The organism is Synechococcus sp. SYN20, from assembly GCF_014279555.1.
Taxonomy (GTDB): domain Bacteria; phylum Cyanobacteriota; class Cyanobacteriia; order PCC-6307; family Cyanobiaceae; genus Synechococcus_C.
Window position 1 is genome coordinate 1,888,951 of record NZ_CP047959.1, and the last position, 26,591, is coordinate 1,915,541.

The window sequence follows — 26,591 nt, forward strand, 5'->3', positions numbered from 1 at the left end:
CAGTTTCACGCCCGATACAAGCTCACACAAAGGCGCACAGCCAACACGCCGGCATGGGCAGCCACCACCAAAGCGATGAAAATTTCAGTTTGAGTAATAGAACTGACCATGACGGATTCATAACGCCCCACCATTCTTTCTCCTCAACCCCTCTCCAAGCCATCATTCGCAAAGGCCTGTCACACCCCCATGGATGTCCAAAGTCAGATGCAACCCGTTGTTATCGATGCCGTTGCCATTCAGACGCTTGATCTCAAGGCGCTGAACCCATGGATGGAGCGCTCGCTCACAGACCTTCTCAGCGATGGAGCGGAGTTAGAGCTCCAGTACAACTGGCCACGGGATGCCGATGACCCCAGAGAGTTGAGTGAATGCCCTGAGCCAAGGCTTTGGGCCCTCAGGGCCGATGCCGTGCACCCCTGGCTCCCTCTCGTGCTGGAGCGATCTGGCGGAAGCCTGATCCAACACGTGGCGATGGTGGTCCCCCACGACTTCAGTCCCAGTGAAGGGATTCGCTTCGACCCTCAAGCCCTGGAGATCTGGATCACCCACCGGTTCATGCTTCTCGATCACCTGGGGAAACACCTTCCCCAATCTCAGCGGGGCAACTTGCTCCAGATGGCCGCCACCATTGGCTACGAAGTGGATGCAGCGTTCTGGACTCTCCTTGATCAACGCTGAGGAAGATCACACCGTGGATGGTGATTGGGCTGTCCCATCATTTCCATCAATCAACGAATTCAACCGATGAGCGCAAGCTGAAAGGCTCTCCGAGCACTATCAAAGGCCAACAGAATGGCTAACCCACGCAGCATCCAGGCCAGTCGATCAGCCCTCACGTCATCCAAACGCGATGCGCTCCACTGCGCCCCCACTGCAGCCACTCCACCCAGAATCAGGCCCAACGTGGGTTGCCCTCTCCCTTCAGAAAGAAACTGAAGAGACGCCGCTGCGGTGGAACAGGCCACTGCCACCGTGCTGAATCGGATCGCGAGTCGAATCGGGACGGCCAACCCCCGCACCATCACGGGCACCATCACGAGGCCGCCGCCTAAGCCCAACATTCCACCGGCAAATCCTGCCAAGCCACCCACGGCGGTCAGTCCTGGCAACGAAAACGTCTGATCCATATCTGACCCCGAATCATTGGAGCGTGACTGAATCGTGCAAGCCAAAAACAGATAGAGAAGTGATTGAAGCGCTAACAAATGCCAGCCAGCAACCAAGCGCCCCAAACGACTGAAGATCAACGCCGTCACAAAAGCGGCTATACCAATGGCCAATCCAGCCTGAGCAGGCACAGTTCGAGCGCGAAGGTGCGCTGCCGTGCCGCTGAGCGCCGTTGGCACAATGGCAAAGGTGCTGGTCGCCAGAGCCTGATGCGGTGTTAACCCCATCCAGAGCAACAAAGGGGCAAAAATCAAACCACCTCCAATCCCCAGCAGTCCGGCCAATCCCCCGGCAAGCAGTCCCAGAGGCACTACCAGCAGCCACTCCAAAATCTCCATTCCGGCCATGTCGATACCTGCATCCTGCCGGTCTGAGTTCGGAACCCACGGCCGACTGATCCCAGCTGTCGCCGGCCAAGGTCCAGACCATATGGCCTTTGACGCCCTGTTGCTGGAACAGTGCCAAACCACAAACAACCCTGGCCCCGTGCTCCGCTTTTATCTCTGGGAAGGGTCCTGGTTATCACTCGGGCGCCACCAGACACCACGGTCGAATCAATGGCTCGATCTGGTCCGCAATGGACGCTTGAAAATGGTCCGACGCCCTAGCGGTGGTGGGGCTGTTTTGCATGGCGGCGGCCTGACCTATGCCCTGATCTGGCCGCATCCACCCCGACAGCGGCGCGAAGCGTATCGCAGGGTGAACTCCTGGATCTCCTCTGGATTGGCGCGACTCGGCCTTGAGCTTCATCCAGGGGATGATCCAGCCCTCGCTGGAAGCCATAATTGCTTCGCCAGCGCCACCACGGCAGATCTCGTGGATCCTTTGGGGCATAAACGCATTGGCAGTGCCCAGTTTTGGCAAAGGGGCCACCTCCTTCAGCACGGTGAAATCCCCTTGGCGCCGTCCCAACAGCTTTGGGAAGACGTCTTTGGAGCAGCTCCACCTTGCTGGCAGCCCACAGCACCGTCTGCTGCCCGTGTTGAAGCAGCTCTTACCGAGGCGATTGCGGAGCTCTGGCCAGAACTCCGCTGGTGCGTGACGCCAATAAGCGGCAGGGAACAGCAGCTCGTAACGGAACGGGCTGCTGATTATGAGGTCAACGATTCAGCGGTCTCATCCAACAATCCCGAGGCACGCATCGACGTCACCGCCTGGAGAAGCGGCAAGCCGAAGGGATAGTCGTTTCGACGCCTAGAGGCTTCGAGAAGGGGAGCCGGCAATTTGAGGGACAACCCCTTCAAAACCGCTTCGCCCACATCACTGCGATCGAGAGTTCCGGAGGGAAGACCAGCAGCACCAGTCATAAGCAATCGTCCATGCTCACTTTGCTCGAGTGCGAGAACGGCTTTCCAGAGTGGATCTGACTCTTGAAGAGAGGGAAGTTCAGCCAGCGGTCGCATATGCTCCCCCACGGTCTGTCGATCCCAGTACTGAACGGAGAGGTCCTTGAGTGGCTGATCAGTGACGTATCCGATCCAGCGCCCAGACCGGCAAACAAGCACCCAGTCGGGCATGAGATCCGTCTCAGACTCAGCTCCTCTCAGACGCATTTGGCTCAGGCTGCGCAAGCTCTGATCAGCCTCCAATACCCGAAAACGCTTGGAGGACGCAGGGCCAACCGTCAGACGCATCAAAAGTTGCTGCAACGCCAAGGTCTGGGTTTGTGAACGAGAGGCTCCCATTCCGAACCAGCCCAGCATCACAAGCCAAAGGGCCGTGAACCCACCACCACGAAGGAAGAGATAAACGCCCAGCATGATCGCGGTCAGCGAGAGAAGCCGCCCCGTGGCCGTTGCCACCTGAATCCCGCGGCGTTGGCTACCAGTGAATTGCCAAACCAAGGCTTTAAGAATCAAGCCTCCATCGAGGGGCAGTCCGGGCAAAAGGTTGAATAAAGCCAGAACCAAATTGAGATAGCCAAGTCTTTCAACAAGATTGCCCAGCAAGGGATTCGCATGACCCGCAGCATGCTGACTTGCCAGAAGAAAGCCAGCCAGCAGAAAGCTGACAGCTGGTCCTGCCGCGGCCACCCGAAACGATCCCATCGGCGTGGAGCATTCCCTCTCCACGCGAGCCACACCACCGAGCAGAAAAAGGGTGATGCTGACTACCTTGACGCCTTCTCTAAGCGCAACCAGAGAATGGCCGAGTTCGTGCAACAGCACCGAAACGAACAGTAGAAGGGCAGTGGCCAAACCCAACAACCAGCTCAAACCGGGGGAACCAGATGCACCTGGCAGAAGAGCTGCGTCTTGCTGAAAAACCAGGGTGAACAACACCAAAATGATGAACCAGCTGGGGTGGACCCTTAGCGGAATGCCGCGAATCCGCATCAGCTGCCAGCCATCGCCCATGGGCTCCTCCGTTGGGCACTGCCGTGGCCCGATCGCCCAATCCTAGAAAGGAACCACTCGAGCTCCTCGATCGAATGTCCGAAGCGGCTCTCGCTCTGAAAATCTGTGGGCTCACCGACCGCTCTCAAGCCTGTTCCATCGCTGCTATGGGAGTGCAGGCGATCGGCGTGATCGGCGTGGACAAAACACCCCGTTTCGCCGCGGAACCGCTCCGACGTGCCATCTTTGCGGAATTGAAAAAGCGGCATCCGGACGTCGAGCGCGTCTGGGTTGTCGCGGATCCCTCCGATCACGCCATCCAAAACGCGCTTCAAGGCGATGGGACACCAACGATCGTTCAACTGCATGGATCGGAAACGCCAGAGCGCTGCCTTCAGCTGAAGCAGCAGCATCCATCAGTGCGCTGGTGGAAAGCCCTGAGACTGCGCACAGAACAAGATTTGAGTGAACTGAGCTCCTTTGAATCCCACAGTGATGCCCTGTTACTCGATGCCTGGAGCCCTGATCAACTTGGCGGCACAGGCCATCGCCTGGACCCAAGCTGGTTTACCCACTTGCATGACCAGCTCAAACCCAACACCGTTTGGTGGTTAGCTGGAGGAATCAGCGCTGAATGGGTCCCTGAACTTCTCAGGCTCGTTTTGCCCTACGGACTCGATGCCTCAAGCCGTCTTGAAGTGAAACCAGGAGTGAAAGACCTCAACAAAGTGCGCGCTCTTGTTCAAACCGTTCATGACAACAGACGACTTCGGCAATAAGTTGCGGTCAATTCAACCCATTTCCATGGCCTATCGGGCTGCAGCATCTGTATTGCTTCTCTCATGGATCAGCCTTTTACCTGCAGCAACGCAAGCGCAGGGAATGCTTCCTGGTTGTCGCCTGGAAGGCGGAAGCTTGCAATGCGTGCCTGGGTTAACAGCAGATCCAGAACAACAAATCAACGTTCTCAATCAAGAGATCTCAATAGATGTCCAGAGGGAAGGAAGGATCACACAAACCATCCAAGGACTCAAGAAATTTATCTTGATCGGAGAGGCAAAGGAAGGAGAACTTATTAAAGCAAAATTTGATCTCCAGGGAGAGCAAATCAACAGCGTTGATATTCACTGGTACCAACGCCAAGGGGATGGTCATTGGAAATTAGTGTCTAATCGCAGCGAAGAAAACTATCGAATCAGCCAAGCCGATCGTGGTGGATCAGTCATGGCTGTGATGGTTGTCACAACTAATGATGGAGACGTAAAGAGGGTGAGCAGCAATGTAATCGGTCCAATTCGATAACACCGTTTCAATCGTGCTGATCACCGTCAACTCAGCTTATAAATCAGGTGCTGAGCATTGCTTCTTGGTGGCGAATCAACTCAAAGAATTCTTGCTTAAGGCTGGGATCATGACGGAAATCACCACGAACCACTGAGTTCACCATGCTGGTTTGTGGTTCTTTGACACCTCTCCATTTCATGCAGTAATGCTGAGCCTTGATGATGATGCCCAGACCCTGGGGAGCACACAGCCGCTCAATTTCGTCGGCAAGGATCATCACTGCCTCTTCCTGGATATGAGGCCTAGAGAACACCCAATCAGCCACACGGGTGAACTTTGAAAGACCAATCACACGCTCACCGGGCTTGATCCCGATCCAGCAATTCCCCATGATTGGAACGAGGTGGTGGGAACAAGCAGAGCGAACGCTTATGGGGCCAACGGTATAAATTTCGTCGAGTTGCTTGACGTTTGGAAAACTCGCAACTTTGGGTTGATGGTTGTAGCGACCCTTAAACACCTCACGGAGATACATCCGCGCCACACGCTCTGCCGTTTCAGCAGTGTTGTGATCGTTGTCGATGTCAATGACAAGGCTGCGCAGAAGCTCCCTGACTCGATCAGCAACCTCGTGCTCGAGCTCATCGAGCTCACCGGTTTCGATGAAGGCCGCAACGTTGTCATTCGCCAGGAAAGAAATACCCTGATCAACGAGGCGTTGGCGGATTCTCTGTGAAACGGGTTGGACTCCAGCATTAAGTGAAGTCAACGTCCCGTCTGAGATAGCAGGAATAGTAGAAGTCATGTCAGGGGTGTTTTAAAAGGCACCAGTAGCTGGCATCAAAGTGAGGTCTTCAACAATTTGCGTGGAAGGCTGTTGCGCTAGATGAAGAAGCGTAACAGCAACTTGTTCTGCTGGAAGCATGGCACGGCGGTCGAACGTGCTCTGGACAGTTGGCGAATCCCAAAGTGGCGTATCAACAGCACCGAGGGTGAGCGTGCAGGCACGGATGCTGTGCACCCTTTCTTCTTCAGCGAGACAGCGCGTAAAGCTGGCTAAGGCTGCCTTCACCGTGCAGTAAGCACCCCAATTCGGGAAAGCATTTCGGGCCGCATGACTGCTGATGTTGATCACCAGTCCGCCTGCAGGGCGCATGGCAGGAACCACCTCAGCGCACATTTGAAACACACTGGTGAGATTGAGCTGCATCAACCAATTCCAGCGGTCCAAGGGCATCTCAAGCAACCCTCCTGTCCATGCAGCACCTGCGTTGTTGATCAATACAGATGGTGTAAGCCCCTGACTCAGCAATGTTTTGACCCCAGGAGCAATCTCCTCAGGCTTGGTGAGATCAACGGCTCCGTAAACGATGCGTTGACCTGTCGATGCCAATTCACTCGCCAGAGATTGGAGAGAGGCTTCGCTGCGTGACAAGAGAATCAAATCCCAGCCAGCTTCAGCAAAAGCGAAAGCAGCACTGCGGCCAATGCCGCGCGATGCTCCGGTAATTAGTACAGAGGGCAACGAGCCTCAGCGATCACGTCGATCCTAAGAAGCTGGATCGGCATTCGACGAGCTCGGATCAATGAAACGGCCCATCGCCCGAAACTTTCCGTAGCGCTGATCCCGCAATTCTTCGGGCGGAAGTGCCAAAAGCTCAGACAGATTCCGTTCGAGAGCTTCCCGCAGGGTTGCTCCCGCCTCAAGGGGGGCCCAATTGTTTCCACCTGATGGTTCCGCAAGCACCTCGTCAACCACACCAAGGCTGAGTAAGTCTTTGCCAGTAATTCGCAATGCCGCAGCCGCTTCCGGTGCTTTGGCTGCATCGCGCCAAAGGATCGAGGCGCAGGCCTCTGGACTCGCCACCGTATAAACGCTGTGTTCAAACATCAGCAGCCGGTCAGCAACACCAATTCCAAGTGCACCGCCAGATCCGCCTTCGCCAATCACCGTGGCAATAATTGGCACTCTCAGGCGGAACATCTCGCGGAGGTTGACAGCGATCGCTTCACCCTGCCCCTGCTCTTCGGCCAGCAAGCCGGCATAAGCACCAGGAGTATCGATAAAAGTAAGAATCGGCAGACCAAAACGATCGGCATGCTCCATCAATCGCAGGGCCTTGCGATATCCACCTGGGGTTGCCATCCCAAAGTTACGAGCCACGTTTTCCTTGGTATCACGCCCCTTTTGATGGCCCAAAACCACCACCGAGCGTTCACCTAAGCGACCGAGGCCACCCACCAAAGCCTGATCGTCGCTCCCACGACGATCACCATGAAGCTCAATCCAGTCATCGCAGAACATCTGAATAAAATCCAGAGTGCTCGGACGATGAGGATGGCGAGCTACCTGAATTTTCTGCGCAGGAGTCAGATTTTGAAAAATCTCTTCGCGTCTGCGAGCAGCAAGAGTTTCCAGCTGAAGCAACTGCTGGCTTACATCAACTTCTGAGTCCCTAGCTAACTGGCGGATCTGCTCAATCTGCTGTTCAAGCTCAATCAGGGGCTTTTCAAACTCAAGCAGGGGGCGACGTGCCATGAAAACCGAATCTGTGAACGTCAGGCAGCGGCAGCCTGAAGCTGCCCCTGAAGATTGAGGGTCTTGAAACCATGCCGCATCGAGGCAGCACCAATGAAATCCATTTTTTCAAGGGTGATGTTGTTCCTACCCCAGCTGAAGTTGGTATGACAAGCTTCAAATTCGAGAAGGATGGCTTCTGCAAAGCAAGCAAACATTTGCCTCTTAGGCTTCTCCATCTGCCATTCAGCATTCTCCATCATCGTCCAGCCGATATCAGATACGAATTCAACGATGCCTCCCTTTAAGACATGAACCCCTTGTCCAGCCACACGTGAGTCAAGGTTTTTGGGGTAGCCGCCATCGATCATCAGGCAGGGTTTTTGCAAGCGATCCGCATCAATTTCCAAGGTGCGGGGCATGCTTGCGACCCAAACCACAACATCAGCATCGGGAAGTGCTTCATCCAAGCTGAGGATGCGGCCGCCCCCCAATTCCTCTCGTAAGTCTGCTAAGGGCTGTTGCTGACGCGCGACCATCAGCAGCTCTTTAATTCCAGTGCGCTGGGTTAACCAGCGACAAACTGCACTACCGATATCTCCTGTTGCTCCCACCACAGCAACCCGAGCCTTACTGAGGTCAATACCAAGCAAAGGAGCATTGATTTCAACCTGTCGACTGATGACCCATGCCGTATGGGTGTTTCCAGTCGTAAACCGCTCCCATTCCAGCGTGGTACTGCGAATCGTTTGATGCTTCAGAAGGTTGAAGTTCTCGAAAATAATCGAGGTAAAACCGCCCAGAGCCGTGATGTTGATGCCTTTCTTTTGAGCCAACTCCATGGCGTTCAGCACCTTGCGCCTCGCTGTTTTAAAGCGGCTCAGCATCTCTGGCACAAAGCAGGAATCGATATAGGCCCCTTCGATGGTTTTGCCTGTCAGGCTCGTGACTTCAAGATGCTCTACCAACTGAGGCGGTGCACTGCACCAAACATCAAGATCACCCTCGGCGATGTGATCGAAACCCAGCTCCAAAGCCTTACGCCTAGCAGCTTCAAAACTGGTGGAATGTCCGATCAGACCAAACATGTGCTGCCGACGGTCGTACTTAAAAGTAGGAATCTGAACCGCATCAACCGAATCAGGCGATGGATTGCGCATCCACCTAAGCACGGGTCGGATTCAGGGTGAACGGACAGGGTGGAAATTGACGCCTGTCAAACCCGACACCATTGGGGGTGAGCGCAGTTAGATCGCCAGTGCGGCCGCTGCCATGCGAGCAATGTCGCGGGAGCTAAACCCAATCTCGTTCAAGGCTTCCTGATAGGCAATCAGAAAATCTTCGATCAGATCTTCTTTTTCCATGTGCAGAACAGACGCATCAGCAGCCACCTGCTCCAGCATCGAGCGAATGAGCGGAAGATTCACTTTGTTCGCTTCCATCAACTCATCACGGCTTGACTCGAAGTTGGCTTTCAACCACTCTTGGCCGTAGTTGAGGTGGGTGTACTCGTCCTTGACGACTCCCTCAGTAATTTTGCGGGCGAAGGGGTCAGCGACAGGGATATAGATGTGATAAGCGGAGATAGCGAAAGCTTCGATCAACAAGGCTTGGATCAACAGACAAGTCACAACCTTCCCCTCTTTCAGAGCCGATTGGAAATTTCCATGCAGGGGAGCAAAAAACTCGTGGGCGAAGGGCATGTCAGCCACAACGTCAAGGTTTTTTGCACAGGCGGTGAAGCCCTTCATGTGCTTCATTTCCATCTTCGCCAGCTTGGCGAGTTCCTCGGCCTGATCTGGGATCAGCGTGCCTAGGGACAGGTAGTTGTCATGTGCTTCCTGCTCACCTTCGATCACGATGGCATTGATGCGGCTGTAAGCATCCTTATAAGCATCCGTCGTGAAATCAGGTAGCTCTGCCAAACCCTGCTGATCGTCGAGCACAGCTACTGCTGTGGAGTCAAGGGTTGACATGATTCGCTTCCGGTTATCAGCAATGCTGACGACTGTAACCAGGGTTCACCTCAACGGACGTGCTTTAAGGGTCAGTTGCTAACCGCAACAGGTTGAGAAGGGGGCCATTCACTAGCCAACAAACTGCCAAAAAGGTTCAGCCAATGGCTCACCAGGCAGCGTTCCAACGCTTCACCGCATTCGGCACTGGCGGCGCGTGAATCACCGATCACACCACTAGTACTCAAGTCAGTCGTTAACCAAGCCGTAGGAGCCGCTCCTTCAAGACTCCAGCCAGGCGGAGGAGTAGCGAGAGAGGAGGGCTGGCGATGGTCACCGTCTACAGGCCTTGCATCACCCACCAACTCCGGCTCAAGCGCGAGCATCAAACTTGTCTCAGCCTGAGCGGCATGCAATCCGCCCCGTAACTCATCCCCAGGAATCAACGCATCCAAACCGGGAACACCACTCCACAAGAAGCAGGGAAGAATCGCCATCGACGGCGATTGAACACGCAGTTCCCTAGCTGCAGCCTGCAGCAATCCGATTTGCCCACCATGGGCGTTGAACAACACCAAGCGCTTCACCCCTTGGCCACACAACTGCGTTCCCACCTCGATAATGAGTTGGGTTAACAATCCAGAGGTCAGGCTCAAGGTTCCAGGAAAACCTGAATGTTCTGGAGAGAACCCGATGGATTGTGAGGGAAGACTCCAAATCGGGGCGTGGGGCGCGAGCTGTGACAACACAGTGTCCAAAATCTGCTCAGCAAACAGAGCGTCTGTGGCAAGAGGGAGATGGGGGCCATGTTGTTCAAACGCTCCCATCGGCCAAACCACCGTTGAACGGGATTGCTGCAAGGCCTTCTCCGCCTCAGGCCAACTCAACCTGTCCAGGCGACGTGTCGCTGAAAGACCCAAGTGAGCTTGTGCAGTCATGAGCCGACATGCCTCCCATTTCCTGCCAGACTGGCTGATCGAGGATATTGAGACCCATGGCGGGATCAGAAAGCCAACATTCCATAGACAGCAAAGGGCAAAGCCCGGCAGCGCAGCCGCCTCGCAAGCCGTTGCAGGTGATGCATATCAGCCGCAAAGACGAACAGGACCGCCTCCATCGTGAGGCGGAAGAAGCACGGGCGGCCGCAGATGTGGCGATGGCACGGGCTGTTGAGTTAGAGCAGGCTGCACAAAGAGCTCAGAACACAACGGCTAGACCTCCAACCGCCCCAACCACGACGGCCAAGCCATCAGCGGTTGATGACGACGCTCGTTTTGGGACCGATGAGCTCAGTGGCATGAGCATGGCCGACCTACTCGGCCCATCCGACGCGAATGGAAAAGCTTCGAAGTCCAAGCCAAGTCCTGCCAAAACCTCAAGTCGAAGCGTCGACGACTTCGACTTTGACGAAGGTGCTTTTCTCGCCGCCCTCGATGCCAACGAACCGGTGGGCACCACAGGGGAAGTGGTGACTGGAACAGTGATCGCGATGGAAAGCGATGGTGTTTACGTCGACATCGGCGGCAAGGCCCCAGGCTTTATGCCCAAAAACGAATGTGGTCTGGGAGTGATCACCAACCTGAAGGAGAGATTCCCTAAGGGCCTCGAGATTGAAGTCTTGGTGACGCGTGAGCAAAATGCTGATGGGATGGTCACCATCAGCTGCCGCGCCCTCGCCTTACGTCAGAGCTGGGACAAGGTCAAACAGCTTGAGAAAGAGGGCAGGGTCGCTCAAGTCAAAGTCACCGGTTTTAACCGCGGTGGTGTGACTTGCGATTTAGAAGGATTACGAGGCTTTATCCCCCGTTCCCAATTGCAGGACGGTGAAAACCATGAAGCCTTAGTTGGCAAAACCTTGGGTGTGGCTTTCCTCGAGGTCAATTCTGAAACGCGAAAATTGGTCCTTTCTGAGAAGAGAGCAGCCACTGCTGCTCGGTTCTCAGAACTAGAAATTGGACAACTGGTTGAAGGCCATGTGGCGGCCATCAAGCCCTACGGACTTTTCGTAGATCTCGGAGGGATCAGCGGGCTTCTCCATCAATCCTCCATTACCGGAGGCAGCATGCGGTCAATGCGTGAAATCTTTGATCAAGGCGATGCGGTGAAAGCGTTAATTACGGACTTGGATCCAGGTCGCGGGCGAATCGCTCTCAATACCGCAATGCTTGAAGGACAGCCTGGTGAATTACTTGTTGATAAAGACAAAGTGATGGCAGAAGCGACCGATCGAGCCAATAGAGCTCGTAACGTCCTGAAGCAACAGGAACAATCAGCTGGATGATCTCCGCCGAACAGACCCAGAACGATGCAAGTGAACGTTCAAGCGGGACTTTTTTAGGCGACTGGGAACTCGATTTCTATTCCAGGCCCATCCTCGAACCTGATGGCAAAAAACGTTGGGAGCTGCTGATCATCAGCTCCCCCTGCGAAGGAACGACCGCCAGTTTTCGTTTCGAAAAACGTTGCCCAGCCGGCAACGTGAACTCCACCTGGTTAACCAGCGCTCTTTCGGAAGCGATTGCAGCTGCCCAACACCAAGGCTGGTCCGTACCCCGAAAGCTGCGTTCGTGGAGAAGCTCAATGCGCACCATGGTTCAGAGGGCTGCGTCTGAACTGGGTCTCGAGATGGTCCCAAGCCGTCGCACCTACTCCTTATTCGATTGGATCGCTGAGCGCGAAGACGATCTTTACCCCAACGAAGAGGGCTATATGGCAGGACCTCTTGCTCCCCCGCCAGTACCCATCAGCACGCCGCCTCGTCCCCTACCAGAGTCTGTTCGTGGTGATGCCTGGAATTGGGCCGAACTCCCAGCTTCAGCCTTACGTGAAGCCGCCGGATGGCCCATCGGATTCCGAGGACTGCTGCCAGTTCCCACCACAATTCAGGATGACCAAGTCATCCCAGGATTGCGCCTGTTCAGCAAAACCAGGGGATTAGCCCTGGCTGGTCTCCTCGGTGGAATTGAACCCGTGCGCCTCAGAGTGAGCGGCACCCAACTTCTCCTCGAGGCTGGTCAGGATGACTGCTGGCTTGTAAGCGATCTCAGCGCCGAGGAAGCCACCCATGTTTCAGGACTGATGACTCAAACGTCTGAGCGCGCTGACGGGTTGCAGTTCATCGCTGTTCAAACCTCACCGGAAGCTGAGCGTTTTGAAGGGTTTTGGATGTTGCGCGATCAAGCAGAACCATGACCGCTGCTGCCGATCCGTTCCGCCAGCCCGACAATCTGTTCAACACTCTTGAGCATTGGACATGGGTGGGCTGCTACGGCGGTTATTACCTCACCTCGGACGCGATGCAGACCGCAGGGTTCGAGCATGGCTTTTTCACCCGTCTTTGGCAAAACCGCGGGCCTGATGCCTTAGCGGCCTATCTATCTGCGGGAGTGAGTGTCCACCGCCCCCAACAAGTTCACGGCAACCGAGTTCTCGATGCTGGAGAAGCGATCGGTTCTCCCTGGCCTGATGCAGACGGTTTAGTCAGCGACCGTGGTGGGCAAAGTCTCTGGGTTTGCGGTGCCGATTGCACCCCCGTTCTTTTTGCAGACCCCACAAGCGGCCACGTTGCTGCTTGTCATGCGGGCTGGAGAGGGGTCGCCAGCGGCATTCTGCCTGCTGCAATACGGCGGTTAGCCACGCGAGGAGCAAAACCAGACCAACTCATTGTGGCCCTAGGTCCAGCAGTTAGTGGGGTGAATTATCAGGTGGAAACCGACGTAGCGGAGCAGGTAGGACAAGCTCTCCATTCAGATCGATCGTTAGGTCTCAGCGAACTGGAGGCCCTGGGCATCCTTTTGCCCGATCCAGCCCCCAACAAGTGTCGCCTCGATATTCGTCTTGCCGCCCTTGAACAGCTGCAATGCTGCGGCATACCAGAGCAACAGATCAATCTCTGCCCTCTCTGCACCGTTTCAGAGCCAAGTCTGTTCCACTCCTGGCGTCGCGATCAGGTAAGAGCAGTGCAATGGAGTGGAATCGTTGGTCAAGCGGCGGACTCCTCAGCGTGAGGAACCCAGCCGCAAGCCCACGGCCTCTGCGACTCGTATCCCATCAATCGCCGCAGACAGGATCCCCCCCGCATAGCCGGCCCCTTCGCCAGCAGGCGTAAGACCCACCGTATTGATCGACTCGAAATGTTCGTCACGAGGAATACGCAGCGGTGACGATGTGCGCGTTTCCACTGCTGTTAGTAACGCATCGGGATGGTCATACCCCTTGATGCGACGAGCAAAACGAGGCAAAGCCTCTTGCAATGCTGCCACCATTGGGGGTGGCAGCAGGCTGCGTAAATCACTTGGTGACACACCAGGTTGGTAAGAAGCGCCGATTGCACCAAGTTCCGTTGTGGAACGTCCAGCCAAAAAGTCCTGGAGCCGCTGCACTGGAGCGCTGTAATCAGCCCCCCCGAGAACAAACGCTTTTTGTTCCAGCGCACGCTGGAAGGCAAGACCAGCCAAGGGATCCCCTCGCCAGGCGGCATAGGGCGCCAGGTCGTCCTCATCCACAGGAACAACCAATGCGGCGTTGGCATTGCGCTCATTGCGTGAATGCTGGCTCATGCCATTGGTGACGACCCGGCCCTTCTCCGAGGTTGCTCCAACCACCAGTCCGCCTGGACACATACAAAAGCTATAAACACAACGGCCATTTTCAGCATGGTGAACGAGCTTGTATTCCGCCGCCCCAAGGAGTGGATGTCCTGCGTTCAGCCCCCAGCGCGCTTCGTCGACCAAGGCCTGGGGATGTTCAATACGAAAGCCCACCGCAAACGGCTTGGCTTCAAGAGCGACTCCAGCCTCCTGAAGCATCTGGAAGCTGTCCCGTGCTGAATGCCCTGGAGCAAACACCACCTGACGGCAACGCAATGAAGTTCCATCCGACAAGGACAGACCCACCACTTGCTGGGACTTACCTGAACCATGAGGACCAGCGCAGGGTTTGAGCAAGATCTGATCAACCCGGCTGCCGAAACGAACCTCGCCACCGAGAGCCTCAATTTTGGCCCGCAGCCCCCTCACTACCGTGGCCAGTTTGAAGGTGCCGATATGGGGTCGGTGCTGCGTGAGAATCTCGCGGTTTGCACCACAGGCCACCAGTTCTTCCAGGACTTTGCAGCCGTAATGATCAGGATCACTGACCTGGCTGTAGAGCTTCCCATCCGAAAATGTTCCTGCACCACCCTCCCCAAACTGGGCATTGGATTCTGGATTGAACTCAGCTGTTCGACGCCAAAATCCAAACGTATCGGCCGTTCTTTGTTTCACGGGCTGTCCCCGTTCCAGCAACAACGGGCGAAATCCCATCTGAGCCAGAAGGAGAGCAGCAAAATAACCACACGGACCAGCTCCGACCACCACAGGCCGCTGCTCGGAGTCCCAGACACTCCCTTCTGGAGCCTGGGCGACATATTTGTAGTGGGTGTCTGGGGTCGGACGAATTCTTCGATCACCGTGCCTTCGCCGCAACAGCGCTGCTTCTCCATCCAGTGCTACATCCACGGAATAAATCAGCTGAATGCGATCGCGACGACGGGCATCAACACTCCGCTTTACCAACTGACAACGAAGCAGACGCGCCGGTGGAATCTTCAGGCAACGCAGAACCGCTTGCTCCAGATCATCAGGACCGTGATCCAAAGGAAGTCGGAGTTCACTAAGACGCAACACCGGCTTTAAAGCCCCCTACCACGGTTAGACCCCGACCGCGGAGCAATCACCCGGGTGGTCGCCTGTCCCGACGGAATCTGTCCTGGTCTCAACGCCAGATCACTGGCGGCTCCCTCTAAAAGAACAGCCTTGCCTTGCTGACGAAGGGCAATCGCCTGACATAAAGGCTGCACCTCGGCATCCGGATCAAGCCAACCGATGGGGTCACGGAGCCCTTCCGATGACATAGGCGCGGGGGCGAGCGTAGCCAGAGCCACAACACGGGCAGCATCAAACCCAGAGGCCGCCAACAGATCAGGAGCCTGCCCCCAGCGCTGCTGGTAAGACGTCGCGAATGAAGACCAACCGGGACCGAGCGCCTGTTGTTCAGGACTCAATTGTGTCCAAGGTCTTTGAGAGACAGCATCAAGACGGGTCACGGGCAACAGCCAAATCCTGGCCGGTGACGCAAGCGAAGCTCCCATCAGCTGACCGTCGTTCTGTGCTTGATCCAACAGCCTCGCCAACTGTCCAGAAGGATCAGCGGCCAGAGCAATGGCAGCAGGACGTTTCCAAGCCACGTCTTGAATCAATTGATTCACAGCGGACGGATCGCCTGCGTTGACCTGCTGCACCAAGGACTTCTCATAGGATTCGACCTTGCCCCCTAATTGCTCGAAAGCCTCCGTATAGGTCACTGCCATGCCTGCAGCGCGGTCAGCCGGATCGGCAACCACCATGATTCTTCGCCATCCCTGCGCAAGCGTATCGATTGCCAGTTGATCGATTTCAGACTGTTGGGACGGGCTCAAAGGATGCAGCAATCCCTGCGGATCAAGCGGCACCAATTGATTTAAAGACGCACCGCGTTGATACGGAAGGATCACATTGATCTGGTGGTCCTGGGCCAGTCGAGAAAAACGAGAGAGTTCCGTCGCAAAAGGCGCGATCACCACAGAACGCGTTGAACCAAGAAATGGAGCCGGGTCGTCATCGAGACCAATCGTGCGCCACTCCACATCCGCGGGGGAACTTCCACACTCTCGAACCTGCTCTTCCCCGAGAGCAAAACCTTGCCGAAACACAGCATGCGCAGGCATCAACCCGTCTGACAAGAGCGCAAGCACGGGGGCTCTTTCCGGCGTGCTTGCCGCGAGAGCTTGGCATCCCAGCAGACTTGCCGCCACGATTAAGCCTTGACCAATGCGGAAACGCTTCCAAAAGTTCCCTAATTTTGAATCAGAAGCACGGTCACTCATGGGGGCCTCAGTTGGAGGGGGCATGAGAGAACCGCTCTTTGTCAAAACCTAGATAGATGGATCGGTTTCGTCCTCTTTTGTCTCAGGATTTGTCGATGGGATTAACAGGGCCAGCAAACCTGCTGCCAACAACAACCCGCCCAGTCCTAGGGCGAGGGATTGATTCTCTCCTGGCACATCACCCCAAACCGCCGTACTAAAAAAAGCAGCTGATAGAAGCAAACAGGGCACCATCACAATGCCGGCAGCGAAGCGATTTTTTCCCATCTCAGCTTGCGTTGCAACTTTGCGTAGCCAAGCCGCCGGTGACCAGTGAAAGGCCAAGATCCTGATCGGCATCTAGAGGGGTAACGCGGGCAATCAAAACACCGTCTTCATTTCCCTCTGGACGAAGGTTCACCCGTTTGCGTCGAGGCACTGCTTTCTTTAAAAGATCAACAGCAGCCTCTTCATTGGCGGGATCAACTGCAACACAAGCCAAACGAACGCTGTAATTGCGGTTGCGATCTCCAATTTGAAGAAGAGTGGACGAACGCACTTGCAAGACTTCTGCTGCCATAGATGGCAATGGTGAAGCCAGCATCAGGACCAACAGAATTAGGAAACTGGAGCCAAGACGGATCAGAGCTGCTCTTCGCAAACGGTGCAGCCATGGGGATCGCTGGCTGTGACGGTGAAGCAGTCCGGACATGATCATCTGGAATCCTGGGCCAACTCAGGATGGGAGGGGAGACCCACCATCTGCGCATTGCTGGCGCCTGGTGGCACCATCGGATAACAATTTTCACCACGTCTGACGTGGACATCAATCAGGGTCGGACGTGGTGAGGCAAACGCTTCACTGAGTTTGGTATGAAGATCATCTCGTTCGGTGATCTTGACCCCATCAACGCCAAAAGCCCTTGCTAATGCACTGAAATCAGGCATGCCGTTGAGCATGTCGGATGCTGAATATCGCTCGTCGTAAAAGCTTTCCTGCCACTGCCGAACCATTCCCTGCCAGTGATTATTCACAATCACAACCTTCACAGGAAGTGAATACTGAGCCAAGGTTCCAAGTTCCTGAATATTCATCAGGATGCTTGCATCACCAGCAATGCAAACCACTTTCTGATCCGGGAACGCCACCTGAGCCCCGAGAGCGGCTGGCATTCCAAATCCCATGGTTCCCAATCCAGCGCTGCTGATCCAACAACGCGGCCCGTTACGCAAGTACTGAGCAGCCCACATCTGATGTTGGCCTACATCTGTCGTGATGATGGCGTCACTGGCCAGATCACGGACAGCCAAAAGCACTTCTTGCGGAAAAATCGCACCTTCCTTGGCAGGGATGGTGAGTGGGTAAAGCGTCTTCCAAGTCTTGATTTGTTCCAGCCAAGACGAGGTCTTCAACTCGGCGGAATGCGGTCGACTCTGATCAACAAGTTGAGCAAGGCTTAAACCCAAATCACCCAGCACAACCACATCGGGACGTCGGTTTTTACCAACCTCCGCAGGATCAATCTCAAAATGAATGACCTTGGCCTTGGGAGCAAACGTGTCGAGCTTGCCCGTCACACGGTCGTCAAAACGAGCCCCAACGGCGATCAACAGATCGCAGTCTGTGACTGCAAAGTTGGCATAAGCCGTTCCATGCATCCCCAACATGCCTAAGGCGAGTGAATGATTCTCGTCAAAAGCTCCCTTCCCCATCAACGTGGTGGTCACAGGGATCTGGAAGCGCTCAGCCAAGACTTGGAGGCTGTCATGGGCACCTGCGCTGACCGCACCACCCCCCACATAAAAGAGGGGACGACTCGACTCACGAATCAAGGCAAGCGCATCGGTAACCGCATCAACCGCAGGATGAGCCGGCTGCCTGAACCCAGGCGGATGGATCGATCCTGGTTGAACTGGGATGTAATCAAATTCTTCTTGGCCTACATCTTTAGGGATATCGATCAATACAGGGCCAGGACGTCCTGAAGAGGCGATCAAGAACGCTTGAGCCACCACGGAAGCGAGATCCGCTGGGTCACGAACCACCCAGGAGTGCTTCACGATTGGCAACGTAATGCCAAAAATATCTGTTTCCTGAAACGCATCAGTCCCGATCGCAGGCCTAGGGACTTGGCCTGTGATGACCACCATTGGAACGGAGTCCATTTGGGCCGTGGCAATGCCCGTGACGAGGTTGGTGGCACCAGGGCCAGACGTTCCAAAACAGACGCCAACCCGACCAGTGGCACGGGCATAGGCATCAGCCGCATGGGTGCCACCCTGCTCATGACGCACCAAAATGTGCTTTAGCCAGCCTTCGCTTTCGGCGATGTGCAGAGCGTCATAGATCGGAAGGATCGCACCGCCCGGATAGCCAAAAATGGTGTCGACGCCATGGAGCCTGAGGGCATTCATCAGGGCGTGGGCGCCAGTGATACGGCGTTGACCGTTCCAATCCAACGCATCCGCGGCCGTGGGAACGGATGTCAGGGTCACGGCTGCCTCATAAGGATCTGACCCTCAAGATTAAGTGGCCATCTCACCAATTGGCAGTGTTTAAAGCAAACCAACAGCATGCAGTGGGCCATGGCCGCTGATCAGCTCGAGAAGGAAGGCAGAAAAACCAACCATGGCCAAGCGTCCATTCCACACTTCGGAGCTGTTATTCCAACCCCACTCCCACTTCTCCTGGGGATAGAGCTTCACGGTGGTGGCCAGTTCAGCCGCCTGGTCGAGATTCACTTCCGGACCCTCAAGGCTGGCCTCGACTAAATCAGCCAATCCGGCAATAAAGGGTGGGTAGGTGTCCAGAGCCCTAACGCGTCGGAAGTTCACGACACCTGACTCAGTCGCAAGTTCGCGGTATTCGATGTCAATTTCCTCAAGCGTTTCAATATGCTCACTCACAAAACTGATGGGGACCACCACCAGATCTTGCGTCTTCGCCCGGCCGAGTTCTTCGAGGGCCTCCTCGGTATAGGGCTTGAGCCATTCCACCGGCCCAACTCGGCTCTGATAGGCCAGGGTATGGGGATTGGAGTGGCCAACAATGGTCTCCAATTCAGCCATGATCAGAGCCGCGCAAGCTTGAATCTCCTGCTGATAGGGATCGCCGGCCTCTTCCACGTAGCTCTTCGGCACGCCATGGGCGCTGAAGAAAATATGAGCTTTTTCGACGTCGTCACTGGCGCGAACTTGCTCGGCGATGAGTTCAGCCATCGAGCGCACATAGCCTGGATGGTCGTACCAACTGCGAATGCAGCGCAAAGGCAACGCCTCAAAGCGTTCGTCCATTTGCCGAAGACGTTGGAGCTCACGGAAGCTCGAGCCGCTGGTACTGATTGAAAAGTGGGGGTAAAGGGGAAGAACGACAACTTCGTCAATGCCATCAGCTTTGAGATCAGCAACGGCCGATTCGGTGAATGGGTGCCAATACCGCATGGCCACGTAGCTGGTGGCGTCCACCCCACGCTGGCGCAGAAGACTCTGGAGCTCTCGCGCTTGCTGCTCAGTGATTCGGCGGAGAGGAGAACCTCCTCCGATTGATCGATACGCCTCCTGCGACTTACTACTACGCAACGTGCTGATCAACCAAGCGAGGGGTTTCTGCAGGATCGGGTTGGGCAGCCGAATAATTTCTGGATCCGCAAACAGGTTGTACAGAAAGGGGCCAACATCCTGAATCCGTTCTGGACCACCCAGATTGAGCAGAAGAATGCCAACCCGAGCCATGGAAAATTCTTGATTCTTAGGGGTTGAGCGTAACTCCCATCAACGTCATGGTGACGCTGTCTTTACAGGGTCATGAACTTCGACACCGCGATCGTGGCCGCCAATGCGGCTTTGGCCGAGCAGGGCTGTGGTCTTCGTGTGGAGCGCCGAGGGCAAAAACTCAATCTGCGTGGACGGCTGCCCTGCCGTAAGCAACCCAACCACTGGAAAACCCAGCGCCTGAGTCTTGGACTCCTGGCCGACCTGAATGGGTTGAAAGAGGCTGAGCGCATGGTGCAGCTTGTGGAGCTGCAAATAAAGCGACAGCTTTTTGTATGGGACCAGTGGTTACCGAAGCAAAAAGTTCAGCACCACAACACTCCAAATGGCGACGCCACTTCAGTTGCCGATCCCTTGGATCGCGATCTGGATACGTTTAAGGATGCATTCTTCGCAGACCCCCGTCGTCGTCGCTCCCCAGCTGGTAGCCGCACCACCTGGAGCGGGGCCTACCAGCCCTACCTGCGACGCCTCAAGGTCTTGGCTCTTGAACAACACTCGCTCCTCACTCCCGACTTATTACTGCTGACGCTGAACAGCTATCCCGATGGAAGCCGAAGTCGCCAGCAGTGTTCCACTGCCCTAGGGGCGCTCGCCCGGCATCAAAATCTGCCCCTTCCAGATGCATGGCGTGCAGAGGCGGGGGGATACGGCCTGCACCGCGCTCGTTTTCGGCAGTTACCCAGCGACCCGCAAATTCTTGAAGCCATGCTGCGCATTCCCAATCCGGGTTGGCGTCTTGTCTATGGACTGATGGCCACCTATGGACTTCGCAACCATGAGGTGTTTTTCACGGATGTTTCGGCATTAGCGGATGGAGGAGACAGGGTCATCCGCGTTCTTCCCACCACCAAAACCGGTGAGCATCAGGTTTGGCCCTTCCATCCGGAATGGGTGGATCGCTTCAACTTGACGCATCTGGCCTCCAATGCCGCGGCCCTCCCTCCTGTTTGCACCGATCTCCGCCACACCACACTCCAACAAGTCGGACGGCGTGTTGCCGAGCAGTTCAGGAGATACGACGTTCCCCTCACGCCCTACGACCTTCGCCACGCCTGGGCCGTACGCACCATCCACATCGGACTTCCCGATACCGTGGCCGCCAGGATGATGGGACATTCCGTGGCGATTCACACCCGCACCTATCACCACTGGATCACCAGACGAGATCAACAGCAGGCCGTCGATGCCGCGTTAGCCAGGAGAGAAGCCTGATGACATCACCCCTTCGCCAACTGGCCTACCGCCATCGCTGGATTTACGACACCGTCACCGCGATCTCTGCCCTGAGTGTTGGAGGTGTCGATCGACTGCGATGCCTTGGATTAGCAGCGCTCGATCCCGTTCTGCCAAGGGGGGCCACGGTGCTCGACTTTTGCTGCGGCTCAGGAGAAGCGGCAGCGCCATGGATCGAAGCAGGGTTTCGGGTCACCGGTCTCGATGTCTCACCCAAGGTTCTCGAACTCGCCGCAACCCGTCATCCACTCCTCACTTGCATTGAGGGGCTCGCAGAAGATCCGCCATGCACGCCAGCCAGCTTTGATGCCATTCAAATCAGCCTTGCGCTGCATGAATTTCCTCGAGCCGAGCGGCATCAAGTGTTGTTGTCCTGTTTGAAATTGCTGAAACCAGGCGGCTGGCTCGTTGTTGTTGATCTCCACCCCGCTGGTCCTCTCTTGCAACTCCCCCAACAACTGTTTTGCGCTTTGTTCGAGACAGAAACTGCGATTGCTTTGCTTGAGGACAACATCCCCGAGCAATTGCAGCAGATCGGCTTCACCACGGTTGAGCAGTCTGTTTTGGCCGGGGCTGCTCTGCAGCGCATCACAGCAAGGTGCCCCGATAGCGGCATGCTGGAGGGAAGTGGGGAGTTGTCATGAGCTCGGATCAAACATCAGCCGCAAAGCCAACACCTGTGAACCCATCATCCTTGGACCAATCGGCCGAATCTCTTGGCATGGGAGGCGATTTAGCCCCAGAGAAAGACGCTGATGCCTATCGAAAGCGCATGGCACGGCGTCAAGACGTGCAGCGCCAACGGGTCTCAGAAAGAAGTGTTGAGAAGGGATTGGTCTTGGTCTTCACCGGCCACGGCAAGGGAAAGACCACTGCGTCTCTTGGCTTGGCCTTACGAACCCTCGGTCACGGCCACCAGGTTGCAGTTGTGCAATTCATCAAAGGGGGCTGGGAGCCTGGAGAAGCCAAAGCACTCAAAGCCATTGGAGATGCCCTGAGTTGGCATGCTCTCGGAGAGGGCTTCACCTGGGAAACCCAAGATCGTGAGCGTGATCGTCAGTTGGTGCAAGCAGCTTGGGAGACCTCGCTCTCTTACCTCAAAGACCCCAAGCAAAAACTTGTCGTGCTGGACGAAGTGAACGTGGCTTTAAAACTTGGCTATCTCGAACTGGATCAAGTCCTGCAAGGCCTTGATGAAAGGCCTGAACTCACGCATGTTGCCCTCACTGGCAGAGGAGCTCCAGATGGGCTGATTCAAAGAGCCGATTTGGTCACGGAAATGTCCCTCGTCAAACACCCCTTTCGTGAACAGGGCGTCAAAGCACAACAAGGAATTGAATTCTGAACAAATCAAGACCTCATAAGTGCGATCAAAGCAATCCGGTGGCTTCTCCACCCACTTGGCAGAACAGCATCAGCAGCCCATCAGCTTTCTCGATCCCTTAAGAACAGCCTTGCTACTGTCCTAAAGATAAGGATATTGAATGGCCTACGCGCGTGCCCTCCTGAAGATCAGCGGTGAAGCGCTGATGGGCAATCAGGGCTACGGAATTGATCCTGAAATTGTTTCGGCCATCGCCACAGATGTTGCCAAAGTTGTTGCCACTGGCACGCAGTTAGCGATTGTCGTCGGCGGCGGAAACATTTTCAGAGGTTTGAAGGGTTCCGCCGCCGGCATGGATCGCGCCACAGCTGACTACGTCGGCATGCTCGCCACCGTGATGAATGCCATCACCCTGCAAGACGGACTGGAGCGAGCCGGAATTCCCACCCGCGTACAAACCGCCATTGAAATGCAAGAAGTGGCTGAGCCCTACATCCGCAGGCGCGCGATGCGACATCTAGAAAAAGGCAGGGTGGTCGTGTTTGGAGCAGGTTGTGGCAATCCGTTTTTCACCACCGACACCACAGCTGCTTTACGCGCAGCCGAAATCAGCGCTGATGTGGTGTTCAAAGCCACCAAGGTTGACGGTGTGTATGACAAAGATCCCCATCAATTCCCTGATGCCGTCCGCTACGACTCCTTGACCTTCCAACAGGTGCTCAGCGGCGAGCTCGCCGTAATGGACAGCACTGCCATCGCTCTTTGCAAAGACAACAACATCCCAATTGTTGTTTTTAATTTGTTTGAACCTGGCAACATCGGCAGAGCCGTGGCCGGTGAGCCCATCGGTTCTCGTATCAGCAACTAGTCATCGTCATGTCGCAATCCAATCTCGAAGCCAACATGCGCAAGTCGGTGGAAGCCACCCAGCGCAACTTCAACACCATCCGCACGGGCCGAGCCAATCCCTCGCTACTGGATCGAGTGAGTGTGGAGTACTACGGCGCTGATACACCACTGAAATCACTCGCGAGTCTCTCAACTCCAGATTCACAGACGATTGCCGTTCAACCCTTCGATATGGGATCTCTAGCGCTGATCGAAAAAGCAATCGCCACAAGTGATTTGGGATTCACGCCCAACAACGATGGCAAGGTCATCCGCATCAATGTGCCTCCACTCACAGAAGAGCGCCGTAAAGAGTTCTGCAAACTTGCCGCAAAGTATTCAGAGGAGGGGAAGGTGGCCTTGCGCAGCGTGCGTCGTGACGCCATCGACAAAATCAAGAAACAAGAGAAGGAGGGAGATCTTTCAGAGGATCAAAGCCGAGATGAGCAAGATCAAATTCAGAAAACAACCGATCGTTTCATCGCAGAACTGGAAAAACATTTAGCGGATAAAGAGGTTGAAATCCTCAAGGTTTGAGCACCACTGACGTTGCTGTCATCGGGGCCGGTGCAGCCGGCTCCAGCACGGCTTTCCATCTCGCCCGCTTAGGTCATCGCGTCACCGTTTTGGAACGGGACCGATCAGAGCGGGTGAAGCCATGCGCTGGTGGGATGGCGGCCTCCGTTCAGCAGTGGTTCCCTTTCGACTTACAACCAGCCGTTGATGACGTCATCCAACAGGTGGATTTCAGCTGGTGTCTCACTGATCCTGTGGTCGCGGAGCTTCCAGGCTCTGCACCCTTCTGGATCGTCAAGCGTGAGCGGCTCGACGCACTCTTGCTGGAGCAAGCGATCGCTTTAGGGGCAGAGCTGCGGCAGCCCTTCGAGGTTGTGGACCTTCAGCAGGATGAAAGCCATTGGCTTGTACGCAGCAAGGACGGGGAGGTGATCGAGGCCAAAGCCGTGGTTCTGGCCGATGGCTCCAGTTCTCCTTGGCCCACACGCTTAGGAATCGGCCCTCGATCTCTGCACATGGCCAAGACACTCTCTGTTCGCATCGAAGGAATGGGAAGCTTGCAACCTGGCACCGCCAGGTTTGAATTTGGGCTCGTCCACCATGGTTTCGCCTGGGCGTTTCCACTGGCAAACGGCATCAATGTGGGAGTGGGCACGTTTATTGGACGCCGGGCCAGTGACGCGGAAGCCGTGCTCGAACAACTCCTACCGGATTTAGGGTTTTCCTCCACAGACGGGCTGCGACAAAACTCCGAATTAAGAGTCTGGAATGGCCACACACCCCTCCACGGCAAAGGCGTAGTGGCAGTCGGTGATGCCGCATCGCTCTGCGACCCCTTTCTTGCCGAAGGCCTCAGGCCGTCGCTGATGAGCGGCTGCGAAGCAGCGGCCAGTCTCGATTCTTGGCTGAACGGAACTCAGCCTGACCTTTCCAACTACTCAAAACGGATGCGCGAACGCTGGGGCGATTCAATGGCTTGGGGGCGTCGCATTGCCCAGGTGTTTTATCGCTTTCCAAACGTGGGCTATCAACTCGGCATCAAACGTCCCACTGCGCCGCAGCGCATTGCCCAAATTCTCTCTGGTGAAATGGGATACGGGGACATCGCCCAGAGGGTCATCCGCCGCTTGATGCTGCAAAGGGGTTAGAGATCAAGCGCGAGCTGTTGGGAATCATCGGGCGTAGGGTTTCGCCGTCGCCGGCGGCGACCTTGACCCGTTGGCGCTAAACCTGAACGTCTCGACCCATGGCGCTGCTGAATTCCATCAGCGATAGCAGAAAATCCAGAGCGCTCCCTGATCGCCCAAATCCTCTGCTTCGCCTCCCGAGCTGCAAGCGCAGGTTCCACCATGGGCAGGGGATAGTCCACTCCAAGCTGGAGCCCTGCCTGACGTTGCGCTGCCATCGACAACTTCCACGGCTCATGCACGTAGACATCGGGAACCAGGTGGAGTTCAGGACACCAACTGCGAATGAATTCACCCTTCAAGTCATGGTCTTGCCCCTGCTTGATCGGGTTGTAGACCCGCACGGTATTGATGGCTGTGCTGCCTGACTGCATTTGGCACTGGCTCCAGTGGATCCCGGGCTCGTAGTCCACAAACTGTCGCGCCAGATGAAGTCCGCTCTCCCGCCACGGCAACCAGAGGTGGTAGCTGGCAAACGACATCAACATCGCTCGCATCCTGAAGTTGAGCCAACCGTGGGCCCGCAATGCGCGCATGCAGGCATCCACGAAAGGCACTCCAGTGCGTCCCTCCGCCCAGGCAGAGAGTCGCTCATCATCCGCACAGCGCAACCCGCGCATGAACGGATGAAAATCTTCGAATTCAATCGCTGGCTGCGCTTCTAGCTTTTGGATGAAGTGGCAATGCCAATGCAGGCGTGACTCAAAACTGCTAATTCCACGACCGCTAAAGCCACGGCTTGTTTGCATCACTTCTCGCATCGAGAGACATCCCCAAGTGAGATAAGCAGAGAGGCGTGAACACCCGGTAAACGCGGTGTTGGGGCTGGAGATGGAGCGTGCATAGCCGGACGCGCGATGTTCGAGGAAATCGTCCAACTCCAGCAAGGCCATTGAACGACCACCGCTTTGGCGATGCGGGCATGGATCGGCTGCCAGCTCCGGATGGGGGCGATCAGGAATGATGCCGGCCTCGACCCCCTCGATCGATGGCAGCCCTAACGGGGAAGGCGTGATTGGCTCAGCCATCTGCGCCTCCCAGCGCTTGGCCCATCGATTGCGGGACCGCAGACGGCGGATCACGCCAAATTGGGGAATCTCCTTCCAAGCGATGCCGTGCTGCCGGCACCAGAGAGCGACGCGTTGGTCACGCTGATACGTCCAACCATTTCCGGTTTCTTCATGGCTCCAGAGCCCATCAAGACCAAATTGACGATGGGCACGCTCAAACACCTCCAATACATCACCACGGCGCACCAGCAGCGGTTGACCCAGCTCCGCCAACGCGAGACGCAAATCCAGCAAAGACTCTCGACAAAACAACCACTGCCGCTCGGAGACATCTTGCTGCTGCCACAACTCAGGCTCAACGACATAAAGCGGCAGCACTGGCCCCCTAAGCAAGGCCTGCTGCAAGGGCTGGTGATCCTTCACCCGGAGGTCTCGCTTGAACCAGACAAGCTGGAGCGCCATTGCAGCCAACCCCCTAAATCTCCCCGAAGGATGACCCTAACGATTGAATAT

29 protein-coding genes are annotated in these 26,591 nt (G+C 55.8%); 13 read left to right on the forward strand and 16 right to left on the reverse strand.

Features of this window, described 5'->3' with window-relative positions; translation table 11 throughout:
• Positions 1 to 5 precede the first annotated feature (5 nt).
• Positions 6 to 110 carry a photosystem I reaction center subunit XII gene (gene psaM, locus SynSYN20_RS10015; RefSeq protein ID WP_071778033.1) on the reverse strand — a complete coding sequence of 35 codons (105 nt, stop codon included), beginning with the start codon at positions 108 to 110 and terminating at the stop codon, positions 6 to 8.
• A gap of 97 nt (positions 111 to 207) precedes the next feature.
• Here psaM and SynSYN20_RS10020 point away from each other — a divergent pair, with 97 nt between their 5' ends.
• On the forward strand, positions 208 to 681 hold the full coding sequence (locus SynSYN20_RS10020; RefSeq protein WP_255476238.1) for a CRR6 family NdhI maturation factor: 474 nt from the start codon (positions 208 to 210) through the stop codon (positions 679 to 681).
• 59 nt (positions 682 to 740) lie between these two features.
• Here SynSYN20_RS10020 and SynSYN20_RS10025 read toward each other — a convergent pair whose 3' ends face one another.
• Positions 741 to 1,508 carry a sulfite exporter TauE/SafE family protein gene (locus SynSYN20_RS10025; protein ID WP_186525578.1) on the reverse strand — a complete coding sequence of 256 codons (768 nt, stop codon included), beginning with the start codon at positions 1,506 to 1,508 and terminating at the stop codon, positions 741 to 743.
• 7 nt (positions 1,509 to 1,515) lie between these two features.
• Here SynSYN20_RS10025 and SynSYN20_RS10030 point away from each other — a divergent pair, with 7 nt between their 5' ends.
• Complete coding sequence (locus SynSYN20_RS10030) at positions 1,516 to 2,352, forward strand: lipoate--protein ligase family protein (protein WP_186523429.1); 837 nt, start codon at positions 1,516 to 1,518, stop codon at positions 2,350 to 2,352.
• Here SynSYN20_RS10030 and SynSYN20_RS10035 read toward each other — a convergent pair.
• Complete coding sequence (locus SynSYN20_RS10035; protein WP_186523430.1) at positions 2,262 to 3,527, reverse strand: site-2 protease family protein; 1,266 nt, start codon at positions 3,525 to 3,527, stop codon at positions 2,262 to 2,264. The two genes, SynSYN20_RS10030 and SynSYN20_RS10035, sit on opposite strands and share 91 nt — an antisense overlap.
• Before the next feature lie 74 nt (positions 3,528 to 3,601).
• Here SynSYN20_RS10035 and SynSYN20_RS10040 point away from each other — a divergent pair, with 74 nt between their 5' ends.
• Both SynSYN20_RS10040 and SynSYN20_RS10045 read left to right on the forward strand, forming a co-directional pair.
• On the forward strand, positions 3,602 to 4,285 hold the full coding sequence (locus tag SynSYN20_RS10040; protein ID WP_186525579.1) for a phosphoribosylanthranilate isomerase: 684 nt from the start codon (positions 3,602 to 3,604) through the stop codon (positions 4,283 to 4,285).
• Positions 4,260 to 4,808, forward strand: coding sequence for a hypothetical protein (locus SynSYN20_RS10045; protein ID WP_255476239.1), 549 nt, complete (start codon positions 4,260 to 4,262; stop codon positions 4,806 to 4,808). Before SynSYN20_RS10040 ends, SynSYN20_RS10045 begins: the two co-directional genes overlap by 26 nt.
• A 43-nt stretch (positions 4,809 to 4,851) precedes the next feature.
• Here SynSYN20_RS10045 and folE read toward each other — a convergent pair whose 3' ends face one another.
• The 6 genes from folE to SynSYN20_RS10075 all read right to left on the reverse strand — a co-directional run bounded on the left by folE (position 4,852) and on the right by SynSYN20_RS10075 (position 10,201).
• The gene (folE, locus tag SynSYN20_RS10050; protein ID WP_186523431.1) at positions 4,852 to 5,595 is read right to left on the reverse strand and encodes a GTP cyclohydrolase I; all 744 of its coding nucleotides are present in this window, start codon (positions 5,593 to 5,595) and stop codon (positions 4,852 to 4,854) included.
• A 12-nt stretch (positions 5,596 to 5,607) separates the two neighbouring features.
• Positions 5,608 to 6,315, reverse strand: a complete 708-nt coding sequence (locus SynSYN20_RS10055) for an SDR family oxidoreductase (RefSeq protein ID WP_186523432.1) — start codon at positions 6,313 to 6,315, stop codon at positions 5,608 to 5,610.
• Positions 6,316 to 6,339: 24 nt separating this feature from the next.
• On the reverse strand, positions 6,340 to 7,329 hold the full coding sequence (locus tag SynSYN20_RS10060; protein WP_186523433.1) for an acetyl-CoA carboxylase carboxyltransferase subunit alpha: 990 nt from the start codon (positions 7,327 to 7,329) through the stop codon (positions 6,340 to 6,342).
• A gap of 20 nt (positions 7,330 to 7,349) precedes the next feature.
• On the reverse strand, positions 7,350 to 8,396 hold the full coding sequence (locus tag SynSYN20_RS10065) for a long-chain acyl-[acyl-carrier-protein] reductase (protein ID WP_186525581.1): 1,047 nt from the start codon (positions 8,394 to 8,396) through the stop codon (positions 7,350 to 7,352).
• Positions 8,397 to 8,555: 159 nt separating this feature from the next.
• Positions 8,556 to 9,284 carry an aldehyde oxygenase (deformylating) gene (locus SynSYN20_RS10070; protein WP_186523434.1) on the reverse strand — a complete coding sequence of 243 codons (729 nt, stop codon included), beginning with the start codon at positions 9,282 to 9,284 and terminating at the stop codon, positions 8,556 to 8,558.
• A gap of 71 nt (positions 9,285 to 9,355) precedes the next feature.
• Entirely contained in the window at positions 9,356 to 10,201 is an 846-nt protein-coding gene (locus SynSYN20_RS10075; RefSeq protein WP_186523436.1) for a creatininase family protein, read from the reverse strand.
• A gap of 56 nt (positions 10,202 to 10,257) precedes the next feature.
• Here SynSYN20_RS10075 and SynSYN20_RS10080 point away from each other — a divergent pair, with 56 nt between their 5' ends.
• From SynSYN20_RS10080 to pgeF, 3 genes are read left to right on the forward strand one after another with little or no spacing between them, the layout of a single operon-like run.
• Positions 10,258 to 11,544, forward strand: a complete 1,287-nt coding sequence (locus tag SynSYN20_RS10080) for a S1 RNA-binding domain-containing protein (protein ID WP_186523437.1) — start codon at positions 10,258 to 10,260, stop codon at positions 11,542 to 11,544.
• A complete protein-coding gene (locus SynSYN20_RS10085) occupies positions 11,541 to 12,455 on the forward strand; it encodes a Tab2 family RNA-binding protein (protein ID WP_186523438.1) in 915 nt (304 codons plus the stop codon). Before SynSYN20_RS10080 ends, SynSYN20_RS10085 begins: the two co-directional genes overlap by 4 nt.
• On the forward strand, positions 12,452 to 13,270 hold the full coding sequence (gene pgeF, locus SynSYN20_RS10090) for a peptidoglycan editing factor PgeF (protein WP_186523441.1): 819 nt from the start codon (positions 12,452 to 12,454) through the stop codon (positions 13,268 to 13,270). Before SynSYN20_RS10085 ends, pgeF begins: the two co-directional genes overlap by 4 nt.
• On the opposite strand, the gene SynSYN20_RS10095 is transcribed toward pgeF, so the two are convergent.
• The 6 genes from SynSYN20_RS10095 to hemH are packed head-to-tail and all read right to left on the reverse strand — an operon-like array spanning position 13,262 to position 19,878.
• Positions 13,262 to 14,929, reverse strand: a complete 1,668-nt coding sequence (locus SynSYN20_RS10095) for an NAD(P)/FAD-dependent oxidoreductase (protein ID WP_186523444.1) — start codon at positions 14,927 to 14,929, stop codon at positions 13,262 to 13,264. The two genes, pgeF and SynSYN20_RS10095, sit on opposite strands and share 9 nt — an antisense overlap.
• Positions 14,930 to 14,934: 5 nt before the next feature.
• Complete coding sequence (locus SynSYN20_RS10100) at positions 14,935 to 16,191, reverse strand: ABC transporter substrate-binding protein (protein WP_186523446.1); 1,257 nt, start codon at positions 16,189 to 16,191, stop codon at positions 14,935 to 14,937.
• A 24-nt stretch (positions 16,192 to 16,215) separates the two neighbouring features.
• Entirely contained in the window at positions 16,216 to 16,491 is a 276-nt protein-coding gene (locus SynSYN20_RS10105) for a GIVxVP protein (protein WP_370586673.1), read from the reverse strand.
• Complete coding sequence (locus SynSYN20_RS10110; RefSeq protein WP_186523450.1) at positions 16,436 to 16,864, reverse strand: thermonuclease; 429 nt, start codon at positions 16,862 to 16,864, stop codon at positions 16,436 to 16,438. Before SynSYN20_RS10110 ends, SynSYN20_RS10105 begins: the two co-directional genes overlap by 56 nt.
• Positions 16,861 to 18,642 carry a biosynthetic-type acetolactate synthase large subunit gene (gene ilvB / locus SynSYN20_RS10115; protein WP_186523453.1) on the reverse strand — a complete coding sequence of 594 codons (1,782 nt, stop codon included), beginning with the start codon at positions 18,640 to 18,642 and terminating at the stop codon, positions 16,861 to 16,863. Before ilvB ends, SynSYN20_RS10110 begins: the two co-directional genes overlap by 4 nt.
• A gap of 60 nt (positions 18,643 to 18,702) precedes the next feature.
• Positions 18,703 to 19,878: a ferrochelatase gene (hemH, locus tag SynSYN20_RS10120; RefSeq protein WP_186523455.1), complete on the reverse strand. Its 1,176-nt coding sequence runs from the start codon at positions 19,876 to 19,878 to the stop codon at positions 18,703 to 18,705.
• A gap of 72 nt (positions 19,879 to 19,950) precedes the next feature.
• Between hemH and SynSYN20_RS10125 the strand changes: the two genes are divergently transcribed.
• The 6 genes from SynSYN20_RS10125 to SynSYN20_RS10150 all read left to right on the forward strand — a co-directional run bounded on the left by SynSYN20_RS10125 (position 19,951) and on the right by SynSYN20_RS10150 (position 25,029).
• Positions 19,951 to 21,132, forward strand: a complete 1,182-nt coding sequence (locus tag SynSYN20_RS10125; protein ID WP_186523457.1) for a site-specific integrase — start codon at positions 19,951 to 19,953, stop codon at positions 21,130 to 21,132.
• A complete protein-coding gene (locus SynSYN20_RS10130; protein ID WP_186523458.1) occupies positions 21,132 to 21,797 on the forward strand; it encodes a class I SAM-dependent methyltransferase in 666 nt (221 codons plus the stop codon). The genes SynSYN20_RS10125 and SynSYN20_RS10130 overlap by 1 nt, the downstream gene beginning before the upstream one ends.
• On the forward strand, positions 21,794 to 22,498 hold the full coding sequence (gene cobO, locus SynSYN20_RS10135) for a cob(I)yrinic acid a,c-diamide adenosyltransferase (protein WP_186523460.1): 705 nt from the start codon (positions 21,794 to 21,796) through the stop codon (positions 22,496 to 22,498). The genes SynSYN20_RS10130 and cobO overlap by 4 nt, the downstream gene beginning before the upstream one ends.
• Positions 22,499 to 22,637: 139 nt before the next feature.
• On the forward strand, positions 22,638 to 23,345 hold the full coding sequence (pyrH, locus tag SynSYN20_RS10140; protein ID WP_186523462.1) for a UMP kinase: 708 nt from the start codon (positions 22,638 to 22,640) through the stop codon (positions 23,343 to 23,345).
• A gap of 8 nt (positions 23,346 to 23,353) precedes the next feature.
• Positions 23,354 to 23,902: a ribosome recycling factor gene (gene frr / locus SynSYN20_RS10145; RefSeq protein WP_186523463.1), complete on the forward strand. Its 549-nt coding sequence runs from the start codon at positions 23,354 to 23,356 to the stop codon at positions 23,900 to 23,902.
• Complete coding sequence (locus tag SynSYN20_RS10150) at positions 23,899 to 25,029, forward strand: NAD(P)/FAD-dependent oxidoreductase (protein WP_186523465.1); 1,131 nt, start codon at positions 23,899 to 23,901, stop codon at positions 25,027 to 25,029. Before frr ends, SynSYN20_RS10150 begins: the two co-directional genes overlap by 4 nt.
• Here the strand turns inward: SynSYN20_RS10150 and SynSYN20_RS10155 are convergent.
• Entirely contained in the window at positions 25,026 to 26,540 is a 1,515-nt protein-coding gene (locus tag SynSYN20_RS10155; RefSeq protein ID WP_186523467.1) for a deoxyribodipyrimidine photo-lyase, read from the reverse strand. The genes SynSYN20_RS10150 and SynSYN20_RS10155 overlap by 4 nt on opposite strands.
• Positions 26,541 to 26,591 lie beyond the last annotated feature (51 nt).